Raw genomic sequence first — 16970 nt, forward strand, 5'->3', positions numbered from 1 at the left:
GGAGCCTCGTCACCATGACCGACCCGACCGACTACCGCGCGCCCATCCGCGAGTTCATCCTGAATCGCTTCCCCGGCTTCGAACTCCGCGACGAGGACGACATCTTCGCGCTCGGCTTCGTGAACTCGCTGTTCGCCATGGAGCTGGTGATGTTCGTGGAGAAGACCTTCCAGATCAAGGTGCCCAACAACGAGATCCGCCTCGACAGCTTCCGCACCGTCGAGCGGATGGGCGACCTGGTCGCCCGGGTCACCTCCGGCGGCCGGGCACCGGTGCTCTGAGGCCGGCCATGACGACCACGATGATCGGCCCCGACCCGCTCGCCGGCCCCGCGGAGGAGGTGCGGCACTTCGTCGACGACGAGATCGTGCCGCACGCCGACGAGTGGGACCGGGCCGAGCGGATCCCCCGGGAACTGCTCGGCCGCATCTCCGAGCTGGGCCTGTGGGCACCGTTCCTGCCCCCGGAGCACGGCGGCAGCGCCATGCCGTGGACCCACGTCGGGCGGGTGCACGAGGAGGTGGGCCGCGGCTGCTCCTCCGTGCGCAGCCTGCTGACCGTGCACACCATGGTGGCCGGCACCGTGCAGCGCTGGGGCACCGACGAGCAGCGCGCCCGGCTGCTGCCGGCCCTCGCCACCGGCGAACTGCTGGGCGCCTTCTGCCTGTCCGAGCCGGACAGCGGCAGCGCCGCCGACGCGTCCGGCACCGTCGCCGTCGCGGACGGCGACGGCTGGACCGTCACCGGCACCAAGAAATGGATCACCGGCGGCCAGATCGCCGACCTGCTGCTGCTCTTCGCCCGGACCGGGGACGCGATGTCCGCGTTCCTGGTGCCGGCGGACACCCCCGGCATCACCGTCACACCGCTGACCGGCATGATGGGCACGCCCGGCAGCATGCTCGCGCAGATCGACCTCGACAGCGTCCACCTGGACGCGGAGGCGCTGGTCGGCCCGGAGAACTGGGCGGCCGGGACGGTGATGACGGGCGCACTGGACCTGGGCCGGTTCAGCGTCGCCTGCGGCAGCGTCGGCGTGATCCGCGCCTGCCTCGACGCCTGCGTGGACTACACCACAAGGCGGCAGGTCAAAGGGACCGGACTGGCCGAACTGCCGCTGATCCGCCGCAAGATCAGCGACATGGTGGTGAGCAGCCGGGCCGGCCGGCTGCTGTGTGCCGAGGCCGGCTCGCTCAAGGACGCCGGCGACCCCGCCACCATCATGGCCAGCTGGGTCGCCAAGTACTACGCGTCCACCGCCGCCACCCGGGCCTCCGCGGAGGCCGTGCAGATCCACGGCGCCAACGGGTTCAGCCCCGAGTACCCGGTGGCGCGCCTCTACCGCGACGCCCGCGTCGCCGAGGTCATCGAGGGCAGCACCGAACTCCAGCAGCTCACCATCGCCGACGAGGCATACCGGGAGGCACGACGATGAGCACCGAGACGGTCGCCGGGCAGCAGCCGGAAACCGGCCCCGCGCGGGGCAGGATCAAGTGCGTGGTGTGGGACCTGGACAACACCCTCTGGGACGGAGTCCTCCTGGAGGACGGCGAGGTCACCGTCCGCCCCGAGGTGGTCGCCGAGATCAAGCGCCTGGACGAACTGGGCATCCTGCACTCGATCGCCAGCCGCAACGACCACGACGCGGTGATGACCAGGCTCCGGGAGACCGGCCTGGAGGAGTACTTCCTGCACCCGCAGATCAACTGGAACCCGAAGTCCCACTCGGTGGCCGAGGTCGCCAAGGCGCTCAATATCGGTGCCGACACCCTCGCCTTCGTCGACGACCAGCCGTTCGAGCGTGAAGAAGTCGCCCACGCCCTCCCCCAGGTACTCACCGTGGACGCGGCCGACGTCGCGACCGCGCTGCGCACCGAGGACTTCCAGCCCCGTTTCGTCACCGACGAGTCGCGCGTCCGTCGCGCGATGTACCGCAGCGCCGCGGAACGCGACCAGGTCGAGCGGGAGTACACCGGAACCAGCGAGGAGTTCCTCGCCACCCTCGACATGGTGTTCACCATCGCGCCCGCCCAGGAGGCCGACCTGCAGCGCGCCGAGGAGCTGACGCTGCGCACCAACCAGCTCAACTCGACCGGCCGCACCTATTCCTACGACGAACTGCACGAACTCAGCCGTTCCGAGGACCACCTGCTGCTGGTGGCCGGACTGACCGACAAGTACGGCAGCTACGGCAAGATCGGCCTGGCCCTGGTGGAGAAGGGCAGCCCGGCCTGGCACCTGCGCATGATGCTGATGTCCTGCCGGGTCATGTCCCGCGGCGTCGGCACCGTCCTGCTCAACCACATCATGGGCCTGGCCAAGGCCGACGGGGCCAGGCTGCGCGCCGACTTCGTCGAGACCGGCCGCAACCGCGTCATGTACGTCACCTACGCCTTCGCCGGCTTCACCGAAACCGAGCGCGAGGGCAGCCGGCTCGTGCTGGAATCCACGCTGGACACCATCCAGCCACCGCCCGCCTACCTGACCCTGGACATCACCTGAGTGGGAGCGGCCGAACACCATGACCACAGACATCCGTACCGGGACAGGCCCCGGCACCGCCTGGCTGCCCTCGGGGCCGGCCGCGCCGGGCAGCCCCCGGCTGTTCTGTCTGCCGAACGCCGGCGCCGGCGCCGCGGTCTACGCCGGCTGGAAGCGCCACGCGACGGGCGGCGTCCAGATCTGCCCCATACAACTGCCCGGCCGCGCCGAGCGGTTCGCGGAGCCGCCGTACGACCGGGCCGGTGAACTCGTCGACGCCCTGCTCGACGCCATCGGCGACCGCTTCACCGGGGAGTACGCGCTGTTCGGGCACAGCATGGGCGCCGCCGTGGCGTTCGAGCTGGCCCGGCGCCTGGAGACGGACGGGCGGACCCCGCCCGCCCACGTTTTCGTCTCCGGCCGCGCGGCCCCCCACATCGTCGAGCCGAACCGGGCGCTGCGGGACCTGCCCCTCGACGCCTTCATCGCCGAACTGCGCCGCATCGGCGGCACTCCCGAGGAGATCCTGGGCGAGCGGGAGCTCATGGAACGCCTCCAGGTGCTGCTGCGCGCGGACTTCGCCGTGAACGAGACCTACCGGTGTCCCGTGGACGAGCCGATCGCCGCGCCGCTGACCGTGTTGGGCGGCGACCGCGACGCACGCGCTCCGGTCGCGTCACTGCACGCTTGGCAGCCGCTCACCACTGGGCCGTTCGAGGTGCGGGTGTACCCCGGAGGCCACTTCTACCTCAACGACCGGCTTGCGGAGCTGGTAGGACTGATGAGCCGGTTCACCCGCCCGCCGAAGGAGACACCGGAGGTGTAGCCGCAGTGTCCTCTGAGACCGCGGTCCCGGACCAACGACACCGGCGCGCGGTGCGCCGCGCAAGGAGGGGCTGGTACGCCTACGACTGGGCGAACTCCGTCTTCACCACCACGGTCACCACCGTCTTCTTCGGACCGTATCTGACGGACGTGGCGCGCGACGCGGCAGGTCCGGACGGCCTGTTGCGGCCGTTCGGGATCGCCGTGCGCCCCGAGTCGTACTACCCCTACCTCGTGGCGGTCTCGGTGGTCCTCCAGGTGGCGGTGCTGCCGACGGTGGCGGGCCTGGCGGCTCGGGTCAATCGCGGGGCGCTGCTCGGTGTGCTCTCCAGCTCCGGAGCGCTCACCACCGCCGGCATGTTCGCGATCGGCGACACCGGCTGGGCGCTGGGCGGTGTGCTCTTCGTGGCGGCCACCATCGCGCTGGGCGCGTCGGTCACTGTGGCCGACGGCTACCTGCCGCTGCTGGCCCCGCCCGGACGCCGCGACCGGGTCTCCACCCAGGCTTCCGCCGCCGGATATCTCGGCGGCGGCCTGATGCTGGCGGTTGGTCTGGTGGTCTACGCGGGCCACGAGCGGCTCGGTCTGTCCGAGGCACTGGCGGTGCGCCTCAACCTGCTCATCGCCGGATTGTGGTGGCTGGTCTTCGGACTGCTCGCCGTGCGGCTGCTGCGCGGCTACGGCGCACCGGTTCCGTACGCGCCCGGCACCGGCCCGCTGCGCGGCACGCTCGCGGCGGTCCGCGGGCTGCGCGCGCACCCGGCCGCCCTCTGGTTCCTGGTCGCGTTCCTCCTCTACAACAACGGTGTACAGAGCATGACCTCACTGGTCGGCACGTACGCGGTCGAGCAGTTGCAGATCGAGGAGGACCAGCTCGTCATCGCCGTGCTCATGTTGCAGTTCGTGGCGGTCGCGGGCGCGATCGCCGCCGGACGGCTCGCCGAACGCCACGGAGGCCGGCCCGTCCTGCTCGCCTACGTGCTGCTGTTCGTGCTCGCCGGGATCGCGGGCGGTCTGCTCCCCCCAGGACGCTTCCTGTTGTTCCTGCTGGTCGGCGCATGGGTCGGCCTGGTACTCGGCGGCCTGTACGCGTTGTCCCGCTCGGTCTTCGCCGCCTTGGTGCCCGCCGAAGTGGTCGGTGAGGCCTTCGCGGTGTTCGAGATCGTGAACCGCTGCCTGGGCTTCGCGGGTCCCGCGGCCTTCGGGCTGGTGTTGCAGTGGACCGGCAGCTACCGGGCGGCCGGCACCACGATCCTGCTGTTCCTCCTGGCCGGCGGTGTGGTGCTGGTGCTCGGCCAGAGCGCCGCACAACGCTCCGGCCGGGACCTGGCCGGGGCGGTGGCCGGTGAGTGAACCGACCGGGCCGCACCGCGTGCTGCTCACCGAGACGACGAGCGCGTCGGCCCGCGAGGTGCTGACCGTGCTGGGCCGCCTCGGTTACCGGGTGGGTGTGCTGGACTCCGGCGGCCTCTCGTTCACCGTGGGTTCACGCTGGGTGGCACGCCGCCACCGGGTGCCGCGGTTCGCGGACGGGCCGCTGCGCTGGCTGGACGCGCTGGCCGGGGTACTGGCGGGCGGCGGCTACGACGTGCTCCTGCCCACCCACGAACAACTGGTCGCGCTGTCGGCGCACCGGGACCGGTTCGCGGCGCTGGTACCGGGGCTCGCGGTGCCGGACTTCGCCGCCGTGCGGCGCGTGCAGGACAAGGCCGAGTCGGTACGCCTGCTGGACGAACTGGGCCTGCCCCAGCCCGAAACCGCCGTAGTCGCCACCCCCGGCCGGTTGCGCGCCCGCGACGACCTGCTGCCCGGCTACGTCAAGCTGCCGGTGGCCACGGCGAGCCGCGGTGTCTGGCGGGTCCGCGACGCCGCCGCGCTGCGCCGGGTGGCCGCGCTCCCGCAGGTGTCCGCCGGCGGCGGCCCGGTGCTGCTCCAACGCGCCCTGACCGGCCCGCTGGCCATGATCTCGGCCGTCTTCGACCACGGCCGGCTGACCGGCGCGCACGCGGCGCTGCGACGCCGCGACGGTGTGCAGGGCGGTGCGGCGGCCAAGGAGTCGGTACGCCTGCCGGGAGCCGAACGCGACCTGGCCCTCCTGGGCCGGAGACTGAACTGGCACGGCCCGCTCTCGGTGGACGCGATCTTGGTCGGCGAAGCACGGGAGCCGCACTACATCGACCTCAACCCCCGACTGGTCGAACCGGTCAACGCCCAGCTCGCGGGCGCCGGACTGGTCGAACGCTGGCTGTCCGTCTCGACCGCTCGGGACCCCGGCCCGCCCGCGTACGGAACCGCCGGGACACACACCCACGCACTGCTCCTCGCGCTCATGGGCGCCGCCGCCGACGGCCGGGGCCGTCGCGCCGTACTCGGCGAACTGGTCGCCGCGACGACGCGACGCGGCTGGTACACGGCCAGCGTGGAGGAACTGACCCCCGCTGCCGACCCGTTGTCCCGGTTGCCGCTGCTGCTCACTGCCGGACTGCTGCTGGCCCGCCCGGCGGCCTGGTCGGCGCTGGCGGGCACGGGGACGCCGCCCCACGCCCTGACGGACGTGGGCTGGCGGGAGCTGGTGGGGTCGGTGGATTCCGCGGGGTGAGCGGGTGGTCGCGCTCCGGACCGGGCCGGCCTGCGGCTCAGCAGGGGGGCGGAGGCCCGGCATCGGCGCGCTCGGCCGGAGGCGCGCCGGAGCAGTTGACGCTCTGCGCCGGCGGCCGGCCCGGTTGCCGCCGCTCTTCAGCGGTGCCGGGCCCGCCGTGCCCGGTGGCCTGGTCGCCCGCCCGCCCCTCGGCCGGGGCGGGCTGACCGCCGTACGTGCCGCCGGATGAGAGCGGGGGGGAACTGGTGGGGGGGCGGCGGGCTGGGCGCTCGTGGCCACGCCCCGCGGCAGTCGGCGGGCGCTGTGCCCGCTGGAGGCGGTGCGGCGCCGTGCGCCCGGCCGGCGGAAGCTCACAGCCGGGCCGCGCGTCCCTCGCCGCCGAGCAGCCGGGCACAGACGACGGCCGTGCCCGCGGCGGCGACGACCAGCAGCACACCGCACGCACCGACAGTGGCGGCGGCGTCGCCGGTGAGCGCCCCGTTGAACGCCTGCAAGGCCCAGTGACCGGGGGAGAACGGCGCGAGCGGACGGACCCACTCGGGCATCATGCTCAGCGGCACCACCGCTCCGGCCAGCCCGCTCAGCAGGATCCCGCCGATGTCGTACGTCGCGGACATCTGCTCCAGGCTGCGTGCCACCACGCCCAGCGCGGCGCCGAGCCCGAGCAGGGCCAGCGACCAGCACAGCACGGCAGTGCAGAGCAGCACCGGCTCGGCGACCGGCATCCCCAGCAGCGTCACGCCGAACAGCAGCACGAGCACCTGCTGGCAGACGAGCGCGCCGAACACCGGCACCGACTTGCCCACCAGGATCTCCAGGGGACGGGCCGACGAGGCCCTGAGCCGGTTCCAGGTGCGCCAGACGCGCTCGGAGAACACCGCGTTGCCGACGATGCTCAACGCCAGCAGCGAGAACACCACGAGCCCACCGGTCACCACCTGGATGTTGCCGGAGCTCTCGCCGTGCGCGGCGACGTAGAGCGGGCGCATCAGCAGCGCGAAACCGAGCGGCATCACCAGCCGGCTGATGAGCGGCCCCGGCTCGCGCAACAGCAGCGTCATGTTGTGCCGGACGAGCGCCGAGACTCGGATGACGGTCTCCTCATCCCGCATCATTGGCCTCCCGCGCCTCGGCCCGCGCGGTCCGGGCCGTCGAGGTGTCCGGCCGGCTGGACAGAGCGGCCTTCCGGGGCGTCGCGGACGGTCCCGTGGACGCCGGCACCGCCTTCTCCTCCGCCTGGTCCTCGGCCCCGGCCCCGGCCCCGGCCCCGGCAGGCAGGGCACCGAGTGTCTCGAACAGGTTGTCCAGGTCCGGGCGGTCGACGTCCACGAATGTGGGGCTGCACCCGGCGACCACCAGGGCCGCCAGATCGGCGGGCGGGTCCATGCTGGTGAGGCGCCACTCGTCCTGCTCCCGCACCGCGCGCCCGGCCATCTCGGGCGGCAGTTGCGCGGGCCCGGCGGCGCCGAACCGCAGCCGCACGGTGCTCGGCAGCCCGCTCAGCAGACTCGACTGCTCGCCCCGGGCCACCACACGGCCCCGGCGTATCACCGCCAAGGTGGCCACCAGATCGGTCAGTTCCGGAAGATAGTGCGTGGTGTAGATGACCGCGGCACCGGCCTCGGCGCGCGCCCGGACACTGCGCAGCAGCGCCGCCCGGGTCTGCGGATCGGCCCCCGCCGTGGGCTCGTCGAGCAGCAGCAGCGGCGGATTGCCGATCATCGCGCTGGCGACCTGCGTGCGCCGTTGCTGGCCGCCCGAGATGAGCGCCACAGGCCGGTCCAGCACGTTCTCCAGCATCAGTTCGGCGGCGAGCTGCCGGATCGCTTCCTGCCGCACGGAACGGCGCAGCCCCGTCAGCGCGCCGAACAACTGCAAGTTGTCACGCACTGTGGCGGTGGGATAGAGAGCGATCTCCTGCGGGCACGCGCCGATCAGTTTCTGGGCCGAACGCGGTCCGCGCAGCGCGTCGGTCCCGTAGATCGTCAGCTCTCCGGCGTCCGGCTTGACCAGCCGCGTCACCACTTCGACGAACGTCGTCTTGCCCGCCCCGTTGTGCCCGATCAGGCCGGTGATCTCGCCCGCCTCGACGTGCAGATCGAAACCGTCCAGCGCGCGGACCTCTCCGTAGCGCTTGACCAACCCGGCTGCTGTGAGCAAAACCTTCTCCCAAACGGTTGGGCGGCGTGGGCGGAACCCGCCCGGCCGCCGGGTCGGCGGCCGGCGGACGCCGCCCGTCATCGCGGGGCCTTCCCAGACGTGTGCCGGGGAGTGTGCTTGCCGAACGTCCACTTCAGGCTGAGCCCGGTCGCGGTGCCTCCGGACCGCTCGCGCAGTCGGGGCACCACCCGCGCCGAAAACGCGCGCACCACGGCCTCGCGCGCCTTCCGCTCGGGCAGTTCAGGAAAATACTCCTCGGCGTTCGACGGGACCAGCAGCGTGTCGAGCAGTTCGTCGGGGAGGATCTCGAAATTCTGCTGGTGGACATTGCCGGTGAAGTGGGTGTCGAAGATGTCGACGAGCGCGTCGGCCCGGTTCGGGGCGGGCAGGATGCGCCGGCCGGCCCGCTTGTCGGTCTCGGCGCAGTGCGCGGCGTGCACTCTGGCCACCGCCTCGCGTACCTGGGCCGGCAGCGTCTCGTCGACCGGCGAGGTCAGCACACTTTGCCGGATCGCCCGGTTCGCGTCGTGGAACAGGAAGGCCTCGGAGCCGGCCGGACCGATGTCCGGGGCATTCCACAGCAGCATGCCGCCCGGGTTGACCAGACGGGCCAGATCGGCGGCGAGCTTGGTGAGCGACTTCGGCGGGATGAGGTGGAAGACCATGCTGGCCAGCACGATGTCCACCTTGTCCGGGCCCATGATCTCGGCCATGGTGCGGAACTTGCCGTCCGGCCCGCGCAGTTCGTGGAACCGCGTCCAGGGGTGCCCGCCCAGCAGCCGCTCGCCCTGGTCGAACCACGGTGTGCGGATGTCGGCCAGATGCATCTCCAGCTTCATCCCGGACTCGGCGACGAGCCGGTCGGTGCGCCGCTCGGTCAGCGCCTTGAGCAGTTCGATCGCACCGAGCCCGGTGCCCGCACCGTAGTCGAGCACCCGGATGGTCTGCCCGGGGCCGCCGGTGGCGATCCGCCGCTCGATGGTGTGCAGCGCCTGGGCGACGATCCAGCCGGTCGGGTCGGCCGCCCACGGACGCGGACGCCGGGTGTCGCCACCGGCGAACAGCAGCTCGTGCAGGCCCCGTCCGTCGTCCTGGGGCAGCGCGGCCTGCGCGGGAGAGAGCGGCACGGCCGGCACGTGCGGGGTGGTGCGGACCTCCACCGGCAGCAGACGGTTGAGGCTGACGGCCACGAACGGCTGGTGGGCCGGGTAGCGGCGGCTCTCGTACGGGACGGTCTCCAGGCCGGCCGCGCGGCAGCACTGCAACCACCGGTCGTGCCCGACCGGGTACTGGTGCGACAGGCCGTGGCAGGCATCGAGCGCCACGCTCTGCAGACGCCCGGGGAACCGCCGCGCCACCTGAGGCGCGATCGTGTGCGCCGCCAGCACCACCAGGCCGTGCCGGCGCACATACGGCGCCCAGCGCCGCAGATGCTCGACCAGGTCCCGCTCGACCGCCTCGTCCGGAACCGGACGGCCCTCCTCGTCCACGTACGCGCCGTCGCCCGCTCCTGGCACACTCACCGGGCCGGGCCCGCCGGTGCCCCGGTAACGCCGGGCGTGATCGGCGAACGCGCGCACGTGCAGACCTTCGTCCATGGCCAGCCCGTGCCGGGCCAGTTCCGCCGCGATCCGCTCTGGCTCGTCGACGGTGCCCTGGACCAGAACGGCCGGCACGTCGTGCTCGCCCAGCATCGCGCGCGCCGTCTCCAGCGCGACCGGGTCGCCGTCGACACCCACCATCACCACCGGGTACGCGTCGAGGACGGTGCCGCGCGCGGTCCGGTCGCGGATCGCCTGGTGGATGTCGCGCAGTCGGCTGCCGTTGCCGCAGCCGACCTCCACGACGAACCGGGGCTGCTCCTCGGGGGCGGGGCGGTTGAAGAGATCGAGCACCACGGCCAGCAGATCCTTGTCGTACCGGACGTGCACGGCGCGCCCGGCTCGGGCGTTGAGCGCGCGGTCGACGTACTGCGCGGGATCGTGCTCCGCCGCGCCCGCGAGCAGGCCGCCCAGGCGGGCCAGCATCGGCAGGTAGGAGCCCACGACACCGAACCCGGCCGGGAATCCGCCGGCGTGCGAAAAGCGTTCGCCGGCGATGCCGAGCAGTTTGTCCACTTCGGGGGAGGACGGGTGCTCGGCGGCACCGGCGAGTACCGCCGGGATCAGCAGCGCGCCGTCCAGATGACCGGTGATGATCTCGGCCTGTTCCGGCAGCAGGCCGTCGGTGTCCCAGCGCGCCGCCACCCGCGGCATCAGCGCCGAGAACAACGGGGCGGCCGCCTCCCAGGCGGCCGGCCAGCCGTCCCGGCCGACGTCGGCGAACGCACTGAGGAAACGGCCGACCGCCAGGTAGTCGCCGTGGTGCGCGACTGCGGCAGCCCCGGCCCCGGTCCACCCCGGCGGGTGTCCGCGGCGATCGTCCGGGACGCCGGTCAGCCATCCCTGGCCGACCAGCACGCGCAGGACCACACGCAGACGGCCGAACGCCTGATCCGGTAATCCGGACATGCGCCGGCGCATGAATTCCTCGTCCGTGATCCCCGGGAGAATACCCGCGCTGTCCAGTGCCGCGAGGGCGCTGGACAGTACGGTTCCATCCTGTGCGAGAAAGGCCGCACGGCGCGCCGAGCGATGGCCTGTCTCGAAGGGAGCTATGGCGTCGATCGGTTCCGGATTGGGCATGCTCGTCCTCGGGGTCGACCGGTCGATGGACAGACGAAGGCGGTGCCGTGGGTATTCCGAAGTCCGGTGCCGCCGCTCAACGGGGCGCCGATGCGTACCGGCGCCGGTCGGTGTGAGACAGGATTCGACAGGCACTCAGACAACGGCGCTCCTCCCGAGGCCGCAGCGGCCGGTGGCCGTACCGGGCGGCGACCGGACTGGGCAGTGACCGGTGCGGACGGCGCGCCGCGCGCGGGCAGGACGCCGAGAACACCGTCGCCGGTCCGGTCGGCGATCATGTCCGGTCGGCCTTCCATGACCGACTCGGAAGCAGACAGGCGGCGTGCCACGGTACTCCTTTGGAGATCAGTGAAGAAGCGAACGGCTCCCTGCGGAATGAGTCGCGGATTCATCGGTCTGGGTGCACTCGGCGAATGCGTGTGGATGACGCGGAGCGCCAATTGAGGCTCTCATAAAATAGAAAACCGATGACACCGGAGACACCCCTGTCTGCCCGGACAGCTGTTGTTAGGGGTGCCGGATGAGCACCTGCTCTCTTCATCCGCCCGCGCTCCACCAGGGCTTGCTGCTCGGCTCGGTCACCCAGCGCGCCGCACGCCGGGCTTCCTTCCCCGTCGTCGTGGTCCTGTAGGCGCGCGGTTGCGGACGCACGCGGCGACGCGCACCCCGGCCGGCGTGCGGCAGACCTGGCGCTGGGCTCGCACCCGCATCGCACAGCCCGAAGGACACCTTGCGCTCACGCCGTAGGCCACGCATTTCGACGCCCCAGCCAGATACCTGGACTTCGCCCGTTTCGGACCGCCGTCGCGTGACGCCGTGGCCGCCATCGCGCGGAGAAGGTGTCACACCGACCGTGCGGGCGGATTCGCTGCGCCTGTCACCGCACGCCTCGACACCGGCGGAGGCCACGCCTCGACACCGGCGGAGGCGATGGAGCGGGTGGCGGCGGCACTGGCACGGGTTCAGGTCGCCCGACGAGCGGGCTGACGCGGAAGCAGCCGGCGAGGAGGTCGGTGACCGGGTGCGGGGCCCTCCGGGTCGACGTTGGCGTGCTCGGGGACGAGGTCGGCGACGGCCGCGCGTATCGGCTGACGCGGTGGTCGCGGGCCAGGGCGGCGACGGGTTGGCCGCCGCTCACGGCCTACCGGACCTTCGCCTGGGCACACATCTGTTCTGCCAGCCGCCCCAGTTCGGCCGCCGTCGCAGGGGAGACGTCGCTGAGCCCGCTGTGTACGGCCGTTGGGCTGCGCAGGAAGCGCCGCAGCAGGGCCACGAGCAGTCCTTCCGGCACGGTCTGCAGTGCGGCGAACGCGCGGGGGACGGGCGGGGCCGGCAGGGCTGCCAGGTTCTGCCGCATGAGGTGGAGCATGCCGCGGACCGCGTCGGGATCGTCGGCCAGCGCTACCGGGCCGCCCGCCGCGTGCACCGCCTGCCCGAGAGGCATCGCGAACGCGGCGTGTGTCCTGAGCCAGGCATCCATCCGCGGCTCGGCCTTGGCTTTGATCCCGGCGGTGCGGAACTCCCGGACGATCCGTTCCAGGCGCGGGGAGGTTCGGCCGTCGGGTTCCCCGATCGGCATCGGGACCCGGCTGGTCACGAAGTTGGTCGCGCGGTAGCGGATGACGTCGCCGTCCATCGTGCCGCCCAGGGACGGGAAGCCGAGCAGTACTCGCTCGTGGCCGATCGCCGCGCCCAACGGCTCCGCGCCGGCCGCCCAGTTGTGCAGGAACAGCGCGTCGCCCTCGAGGCCGGCGAGCGACTCCAGCACCGCGTCGACTTGATGGGTGCGGACGAGAACGGCAGTCAGGTCGTACCCGCCGTCAGGGTGCTCGACTACCGGTACGGGTACCCGCCTGACGACAGGGCTGTCCTGCTCGGCGAGCTGCACTCCGTGCCGGCGCAGGGAGGCCAGACGCTCGCCCCGGGCGAGGAGCGAGACATCGAGCCCGGCCTCGTGCAAGCGGGCGGCGAACAGGCTGCCGCAGACCCCGGCGCCGTACACGAGCAGTTTCATGACAACCTCTCCCACCCACGAGTCAAACGTTCGTTTCAATCGAACGTTTGTATAGTAGAGCACATGGCACTACCCGACACCCGGACCAAGCTCCTCGACGCAGCCGAACGCCTCTTCGCCGAGCACGGCTACCGCGGCACCTCGGTCCGCGCGATCACCGACCTCGCCGGAGCGAACCTGGCCGCCGTCGGCTATCACTTCGGTTCGAAGGCGGAACTCCTGGCCGCCGTCGCCCGCCGCGTGACCGAGCCCATCACCGCCGCTCAGAGCGCCGGGCTCGACGCACTGCTCGCCCGGACTCCGGACCCGACGGTCGCCGAGCTGGTGGAAGCATTCGCAGGGCCGCTCTTCGACGGGATGCCCGCCGGCGATGAGAGCGGGGCCCGGACGTCCCGGCTGATCGTGACGATCCTCAGCGACCCGGCCGAGGAGGCACGCAGCTGGACCGGCCCGGACGAGGACGCGGTCGGCGAGCGCTACCTGGCGGCTTTCGCGCAGGCACTGCCCGGCCTTGCCCGGCAGGAGCTGTTGTTCCGAATGCGGGGGATCCTCGCCGTGGCGGCCGTGGACCGCGTCGAGGTCTACAACCAGCCCTCCCCTGCCCGCCCGACGGCGACGGAAGGCGAGGAGGCCCGGAACTGGGCGATCACGTTCCTGACGGCAGCAATGAGCGCGCCGCCGACCCGGGCCTGACGATAAGTCTGAGGCGGCTCACTCACCGCCCTCACAGCCGTCCTCGGACACGTTCGGGTCGCGCAGCGGCGGGGCCTGGCTCGACGCCCTTGGACACCTCGTTGGTCGCGTGCAGGGCGAACGCGAGGACACGCGCCGCACCATCGCACCGAAGTGTCCCACCGAACCAGCGCTCTCAGATTCAGTACTGGAACACGCAGAACGGGCCCGGCACCATGACCCCGCACGACGCCATGGTCAACGGAGCCGGGGTCAGGGAGATCATCCGGTCCATCAACGGCAGACTGGAGTGCGACGGGCGCAATCCCGCGCAGGTCCAGAGCCGGATCGACGACTACGAGCGCTGCACATAGCTCCTCGGCGTCGAATCCGGCGACAACCTGAGCTGCCAGCCGGCCGAGCCCGGTCCGCCCGCCCCTCGTGCTCACCGGTGCCGCCCGGTCGCGAGGGGGCCGCACGGCCGAACGGCAGCGCACGTCCGCGGGCACGAGTCCACCGGCCGAGCCCGGGTCGTTCCCGGAGACCGTGCCCCGCTCCGGGGAGCCCCGAGCCGAGCGAGGCCCTCGGCGTCCGGCTCCTCCGGCAGGACCCCCGCACCGTCTTCGGCCCGCCGGTGGCCGACGGGCCGCGACGTCCGCTCAGGCGGCCTGCGGGTAGTCCGGCAGCACCAGGGCCGAGTGGGCCGCACGCCCCTCCTGCGCGCTCGCGGTCACCATCGTCCTCACCGCCGCCTCCGGGTCGCGCAGCAGGGCGTTGCGGGCCTCGATCTCCTGCCGCGTCGTGGGGGTCACCGCCGACCCCCCACCGGTGGCCAGCGCCTGGTTGCGCTCCGCGAAGGGACGGATCAGGCGCTCGTAGGCGGCGAACGCGTCGGCGTGGTCCGCGTGCGTGGCCAGTTCGCCGGCCAGGACGTAGGCGCCGACGAGTGCGACGCTCGACCCCTGGCCGGAGATGAACGACGTGGCGTGCGCCGCGTCGCCCGCCAGGACGACCCGCCCGTGGGACCACGCAGGCATGTGAATCTGGCTCACGACGTCGAAGAAGAGGTCGTCGGCCTCCCGCATGCCCTCGACCAGGCGTGGCAGGTGCCACACCCGCTCGGGGAAGCAGGCCGCCACCAGGTCCCGCTGGGCCCGGGGGTCGCGGAAGGCTGCGAAGGGCGGGGTGTCGCGGGTGAAGGTGAGGAAGCCGTGCAGCCGGTCGGCGGGTTCGTGGGCGTAGAGGACGGCGCTGCGTCCCGGCTCGTTCCAGATGACGGCCTCGTGCGCCAGCCCGAACTCGTTGGGCAGCGTGAAGCCCGCGAAGACGTGCCCGAGGTAGCGGTGGAACGGCTCCTCCGGACCGAAGACCAGCCTGCGTGTGTTCGAGTGCAGCCCGTCCGCGCCGACCACGAGGTCGAAGGTGCGGCGCAGACCGCTGTCGAAGACGACGTGCACGGCGTCACCGACGTCGTCAAGCGTCGCGATCGAGTCGTCGAAGAGGAACTCGACCCGGTCCCGCAGCGGGGTGTACAGCGCGTCGGCCAGATCCCCGCGCCGGACTTCGAGGTCGACCCCTGCCTCTCCCCCGGTCAGCTGCTCGGGCTGCAGCGAGCCGACCGGCTCCCCCGCGGCGTCCACGAAGGTGATCCGCTGACTGTCGACGTGCGCCTTGCGCAGCGCCGGCAGCAGGCCCATGCGGTCCACGGCCTCGCGTGCCGTGCCGCGCACGTCGATCGCGTAGCCGCCCCCGCGGACGGCGGCCGCCTTCTCGACGACGGTCACCTCGAAGCCGTACCGGTCCAGCCAGTGCGCGAGTGCCGGGCCCGCGATACTTGCTCCGGAGATCAGTACGCGGCGAGCGGGACGGGACGTGTGATTCATGGCTTCTCACCCTTCCACCAGGGCGAACCCCGGAAGACGGAGGCACGTGCGCACGGACGGCACATATACGTACCTCAGGTATCTTTTTTGAGGCCATACGGCACCCTCTCGGGCACCGGCCGCTCCCCACGATATAGATACCTAACTCAGGTAGGCAAATGGAGACCTCATGACCACCGAACCCGCCGGACCTCCCGAGCCGGACGCCCCGCACTCCGACCTGCTCGCCGTGCTGCCGCGGATCACCCAGCTCAGCGCGGCCTTCACCAAGGGCCGGCTCACGGAACGCGCCGCCGAGGCGGCCGGACTCGCCCTCGACCGTCCCGCCATGGGCGTGCTGGTCACTCTCCGTACAGCCGACCAGCCGCTGCGGATCGGCGAGATCGCCGACCGGATGCAGGTGGTGGGCCCGCACGTCACCCGTCAGGTCCAGGCACTGGAGAAACGCGGCCTGGTACGCCGGGTGGCCGACCCCCACGACCGCCGCGCGAGTCTGATCGAGCCGACCGGGGCGGGCACGGAGGCCGCCAACCGGTACGTGACGTCGCTGCTCGGCTGGTTCGCCGAGGCGCTCGCCGACTGGCCGCGCCAGGACCGGGAGAACCTCACCCGGCTCCTCACCCGCCTCGCCGACGACGTGACGGCCCGTCTGGCGCGGTTCGACGCGCAGGAGTGAACGCTCCTACCCGGCGGCGCCGGAGCGGGCCCGCCACAGGTCGCGCAGGAGTGCGACCTCGGCCATCCGGTGGATGAACTCCAGGTTGTCTCCGACCACGACGCCGATGCAGGGGTCGTCGAGGTCGGGCCGGCGCTGCGGCCCCGTACCCGCTACCACGGGCAGGTGCGGGTCTGGGACGCCGCAGGACACAGTCGCCGCCTCCTGCCGACGAGTCTGACGCAGATCACTGGCTTCCCACGGGCGGGAAGCCGGCCGAAAGAGGGCCGGCAGTTCCCGCTGTGGGGCGGGCGTGGATGGCTTCGGTGATGGTCCGCACCGCACGGTCGACTTCTCGCAGCGTGGCCTCGGGGGTGAGCTGTTCGGATTCGTAGAGGAAGACTGTGGAGCCGCGCCGGCTGCCGCAGTAGTCGATGATGCCGTGCTCGATCTGCGTGCGCACTGCGTTCTCGTATCCGTGGCGTTCGTACGCACGGGAGTCGGCGCCGGCGATGGGGAGAAGGTGGGTGGTGAGGGCCTGCAATTTCGGACGCAGACCGGAAGCGGAGGAGTACGCGAAGGCCCAGCCGTTCACGAAGACACGGTCGATCCATCCCTTCAGCAGGGCGGGCATCGACCACCAGTACACGGGGAAGACCAGCACGAGATCGGTGGTGCGCTCGAGACGGCGGTGCTCAGCCGTCACGTCAGCCGGGTAGTTGCCGCCGTCGTGGTACGCCCGACGATCGGCCGGGGTGAACCGGGGGTCGAATCCCTCCGCGGCCAGGTCGGCGATCTCGACCGAACCGGGTGGAAGCGCTGCCTCAAGTCTTCCGAGCACGTGATGCGTCAGGGACCGGGGTTCGGGGTTGGCGGCGACGAGCAGGGTGTGCATCGATGGCTCCAGTCATGTGAGGGAGGGGCGGGGCGTCGGCAGGTGGTCGGGGGTGTGCGGGACGGCGTGCGGTGCTCTGCCTCCGGGAGCCCGGCGGAGAGG

General features: G+C 72.1%; 17 protein-coding genes. 10 read left to right on the forward strand and 7 right to left on the reverse strand.

From position 1 onward, the window contains the following. Positions 1 to 14: 14 nt before the first annotated feature. Genes Sdi02f_RS15105 through Sdi02f_RS15130 form a run of 6 tightly spaced genes read left to right on the forward strand, consistent with a single transcriptional unit; the run spans position 15 to position 5905 of the window. Positions 15 to 281 (forward strand): acyl carrier protein, encoded by a 267-nt coding sequence (locus tag Sdi02f_RS15105; RefSeq protein WP_030403675.1) that lies wholly within the window; start codon positions 15 to 17, stop codon positions 279 to 281. Between the two features lie 8 nt (positions 282 to 289). Next, positions 290 to 1435 carry an acyl-CoA dehydrogenase family protein gene (locus Sdi02f_RS15110; RefSeq protein ID WP_055469553.1) on the forward strand — a complete coding sequence of 382 codons (1146 nt, stop codon included), beginning with the start codon at positions 290 to 292 and terminating at the stop codon, positions 1433 to 1435. Further along, positions 1432 to 2502 carry an HAD-IIIC family phosphatase gene (locus Sdi02f_RS15115; RefSeq protein ID WP_108933442.1) on the forward strand — a complete coding sequence of 357 codons (1071 nt, stop codon included), beginning with the start codon at positions 1432 to 1434 and terminating at the stop codon, positions 2500 to 2502. The genes Sdi02f_RS15110 and Sdi02f_RS15115 overlap by 4 nt, the downstream gene beginning before the upstream one ends. Positions 2503 to 2521: 19 nt before the next feature. Next, positions 2522 to 3307: a thioesterase II family protein gene (locus Sdi02f_RS15120; protein WP_030403672.1), complete on the forward strand. Its 786-nt coding sequence runs from the start codon at positions 2522 to 2524 to the stop codon at positions 3305 to 3307. A 5-nt stretch (positions 3308 to 3312) separates the two neighbouring features. Continuing rightward, on the forward strand, positions 3313 to 4659 hold the full coding sequence (locus Sdi02f_RS15125; RefSeq protein ID WP_031086102.1) for an MFS transporter: 1347 nt from the start codon (positions 3313 to 3315) through the stop codon (positions 4657 to 4659). Further along, positions 4652 to 5905, forward strand: coding sequence for an ATP-grasp domain-containing protein (locus Sdi02f_RS15130; protein WP_108933443.1), 1254 nt, complete (start codon positions 4652 to 4654; stop codon positions 5903 to 5905). Before Sdi02f_RS15125 ends, Sdi02f_RS15130 begins: the two co-directional genes overlap by 8 nt. A gap of 350 nt (positions 5906 to 6255) precedes the next feature. On the opposite strand, the gene Sdi02f_RS15135 is transcribed toward Sdi02f_RS15130, so the two are convergent. The 3 genes from Sdi02f_RS15135 to Sdi02f_RS15145 all read right to left on the reverse strand — a co-directional run bounded on the left by Sdi02f_RS15135 (position 6256) and on the right by Sdi02f_RS15145 (position 10749). Next, the gene (locus Sdi02f_RS15135; protein WP_030403669.1) at positions 6256 to 7017 is read right to left on the reverse strand and encodes an ABC transporter permease; all 762 of its coding nucleotides are present in this window, start codon (positions 7015 to 7017) and stop codon (positions 6256 to 6258) included. Beyond that, positions 7007 to 8065: an ABC transporter ATP-binding protein gene (locus Sdi02f_RS15140; RefSeq protein ID WP_108933444.1), complete on the reverse strand. Its 1059-nt coding sequence runs from the start codon at positions 8063 to 8065 to the stop codon at positions 7007 to 7009. The genes Sdi02f_RS15135 and Sdi02f_RS15140 overlap by 11 nt, the downstream gene beginning before the upstream one ends. Positions 8066 to 8142: 77 nt before the next feature. Further along, complete coding sequence (locus Sdi02f_RS15145) at positions 8143 to 10749, reverse strand: class I SAM-dependent methyltransferase (protein WP_108933445.1); 2607 nt, start codon at positions 10747 to 10749, stop codon at positions 8143 to 8145. A 520-nt stretch (positions 10750 to 11269) separates the two neighbouring features. Between Sdi02f_RS15145 and Sdi02f_RS36095 the strand changes: the two genes are divergently transcribed. Then, positions 11270 to 11380 carry a universal stress protein gene (locus tag Sdi02f_RS36095; protein WP_218030777.1) on the forward strand — a complete coding sequence of 37 codons (111 nt, stop codon included), beginning with the start codon at positions 11270 to 11272 and terminating at the stop codon, positions 11378 to 11380. Positions 11381 to 11890: 510 nt separating this feature from the next. Here the strand turns inward: Sdi02f_RS36095 and Sdi02f_RS15150 are convergent. Then, positions 11891 to 12763, reverse strand: coding sequence for a ketopantoate reductase family protein (locus Sdi02f_RS15150; RefSeq protein ID WP_108933446.1), 873 nt, complete (start codon positions 12761 to 12763; stop codon positions 11891 to 11893). A 63-nt stretch (positions 12764 to 12826) separates the two neighbouring features. Here Sdi02f_RS15150 and Sdi02f_RS15155 point away from each other — a divergent pair, with 63 nt between their 5' ends. Next, on the forward strand, positions 12827 to 13456 hold the full coding sequence (locus Sdi02f_RS15155; protein ID WP_031086109.1) for a TetR/AcrR family transcriptional regulator: 630 nt from the start codon (positions 12827 to 12829) through the stop codon (positions 13454 to 13456). Positions 13457 to 13671: 215 nt separating this feature from the next. Next, positions 13672 to 13809 carry a hypothetical protein gene (locus tag Sdi02f_RS15160; protein ID WP_245962194.1) on the forward strand — a complete coding sequence of 46 codons (138 nt, stop codon included), beginning with the start codon at positions 13672 to 13674 and terminating at the stop codon, positions 13807 to 13809. A gap of 285 nt (positions 13810 to 14094) precedes the next feature. On the opposite strand, the gene Sdi02f_RS15165 is transcribed toward Sdi02f_RS15160, so the two are convergent. Further along, positions 14095 to 15318 carry an FAD-dependent monooxygenase gene (locus Sdi02f_RS15165; RefSeq protein ID WP_108933447.1) on the reverse strand — a complete coding sequence of 408 codons (1224 nt, stop codon included), beginning with the start codon at positions 15316 to 15318 and terminating at the stop codon, positions 14095 to 14097. Positions 15319 to 15487: 169 nt separating this feature from the next. Between Sdi02f_RS15165 and Sdi02f_RS15170 the strand changes: the two genes are divergently transcribed. Further along, on the forward strand, positions 15488 to 15994 hold the full coding sequence (locus Sdi02f_RS15170) for a MarR family winged helix-turn-helix transcriptional regulator (protein WP_108933448.1): 507 nt from the start codon (positions 15488 to 15490) through the stop codon (positions 15992 to 15994). 6 nt (positions 15995 to 16000) lie between these two features. On the opposite strand, the gene Sdi02f_RS35630 is transcribed toward Sdi02f_RS15170, so the two are convergent. Both Sdi02f_RS35630 and Sdi02f_RS15180 read right to left on the reverse strand, forming a co-directional pair. After that, positions 16001 to 16153 (reverse strand): hypothetical protein, encoded by a 153-nt coding sequence (locus Sdi02f_RS35630; protein WP_372503575.1) that lies wholly within the window; start codon positions 16151 to 16153, stop codon positions 16001 to 16003. 67 nt (positions 16154 to 16220) lie between these two features. Next, positions 16221 to 16868 carry an NAD(P)H-dependent oxidoreductase gene (locus Sdi02f_RS15180; protein ID WP_108933449.1) on the reverse strand — a complete coding sequence of 216 codons (648 nt, stop codon included), beginning with the start codon at positions 16866 to 16868 and terminating at the stop codon, positions 16221 to 16223. Between the last annotated feature and the right edge of the window lie 102 nt (positions 16869 to 16970).

Origin of the sequence: Streptomyces ardesiacus, assembly GCF_003112575.1 — a bacterium.
GTDB classification, from domain to species: domain Bacteria; phylum Actinomycetota; class Actinomycetes; order Streptomycetales; family Streptomycetaceae; genus Streptomyces; species Streptomyces ardesiacus.

Coding starts and splice junctions, on each gene's coding strand:
- Sdi02f_RS15180 (WP_108933449.1), bottom strand. CDS start 16,868: ATGCACACCCTGCTCGTCGCCGCCAACCCCGAACCCCGGTCCCTGACG.
- Sdi02f_RS15160 (WP_245962194.1), top strand. CDS start 13,672: ATGACCCCGCACGACGCCATGGTCAACGGAGCCGGGGTCAGGGAGATC.
- Sdi02f_RS15115 (WP_108933442.1), top strand. CDS start 1,432: ATGAGCACCGAGACGGTCGCCGGGCAGCAGCCGGAAACCGGCCCCGCG.
- Sdi02f_RS36095 (WP_218030777.1), top strand. CDS start 11,270: ATGAGCACCTGCTCTCTTCATCCGCCCGCGCTCCACCAGGGCTTGCTG.
- Sdi02f_RS15110 (WP_055469553.1), top strand. CDS start 290: ATGACGACCACGATGATCGGCCCCGACCCGCTCGCCGGCCCCGCGGAG.
- Sdi02f_RS15105 (WP_030403675.1), top strand. CDS start 15: ATGACCGACCCGACCGACTACCGCGCGCCCATCCGCGAGTTCATCCTG.
- Sdi02f_RS15145 (WP_108933445.1), bottom strand. CDS start 10,749: ATGCCCAATCCGGAACCGATCGACGCCATAGCTCCCTTCGAGACAGGC.
- Sdi02f_RS15150 (WP_108933446.1), bottom strand. CDS start 12,763: ATGAAACTGCTCGTGTACGGCGCCGGGGTCTGCGGCAGCCTGTTCGCC.
- Sdi02f_RS15155 (WP_031086109.1), top strand. CDS start 12,827: ATGGCACTACCCGACACCCGGACCAAGCTCCTCGACGCAGCCGAACGC.
- Sdi02f_RS15165 (WP_108933447.1), bottom strand. CDS start 15,318: ATGAATCACACGTCCCGTCCCGCTCGCCGCGTACTGATCTCCGGAGCA.
- Sdi02f_RS15170 (WP_108933448.1), top strand. CDS start 15,488: ATGACCACCGAACCCGCCGGACCTCCCGAGCCGGACGCCCCGCACTCC.
- Sdi02f_RS15120 (WP_030403672.1), top strand. CDS start 2,522: ATGACCACAGACATCCGTACCGGGACAGGCCCCGGCACCGCCTGGCTG.
- Sdi02f_RS15135 (WP_030403669.1), bottom strand. CDS start 7,017: ATGCGGGATGAGGAGACCGTCATCCGAGTCTCGGCGCTCGTCCGGCAC.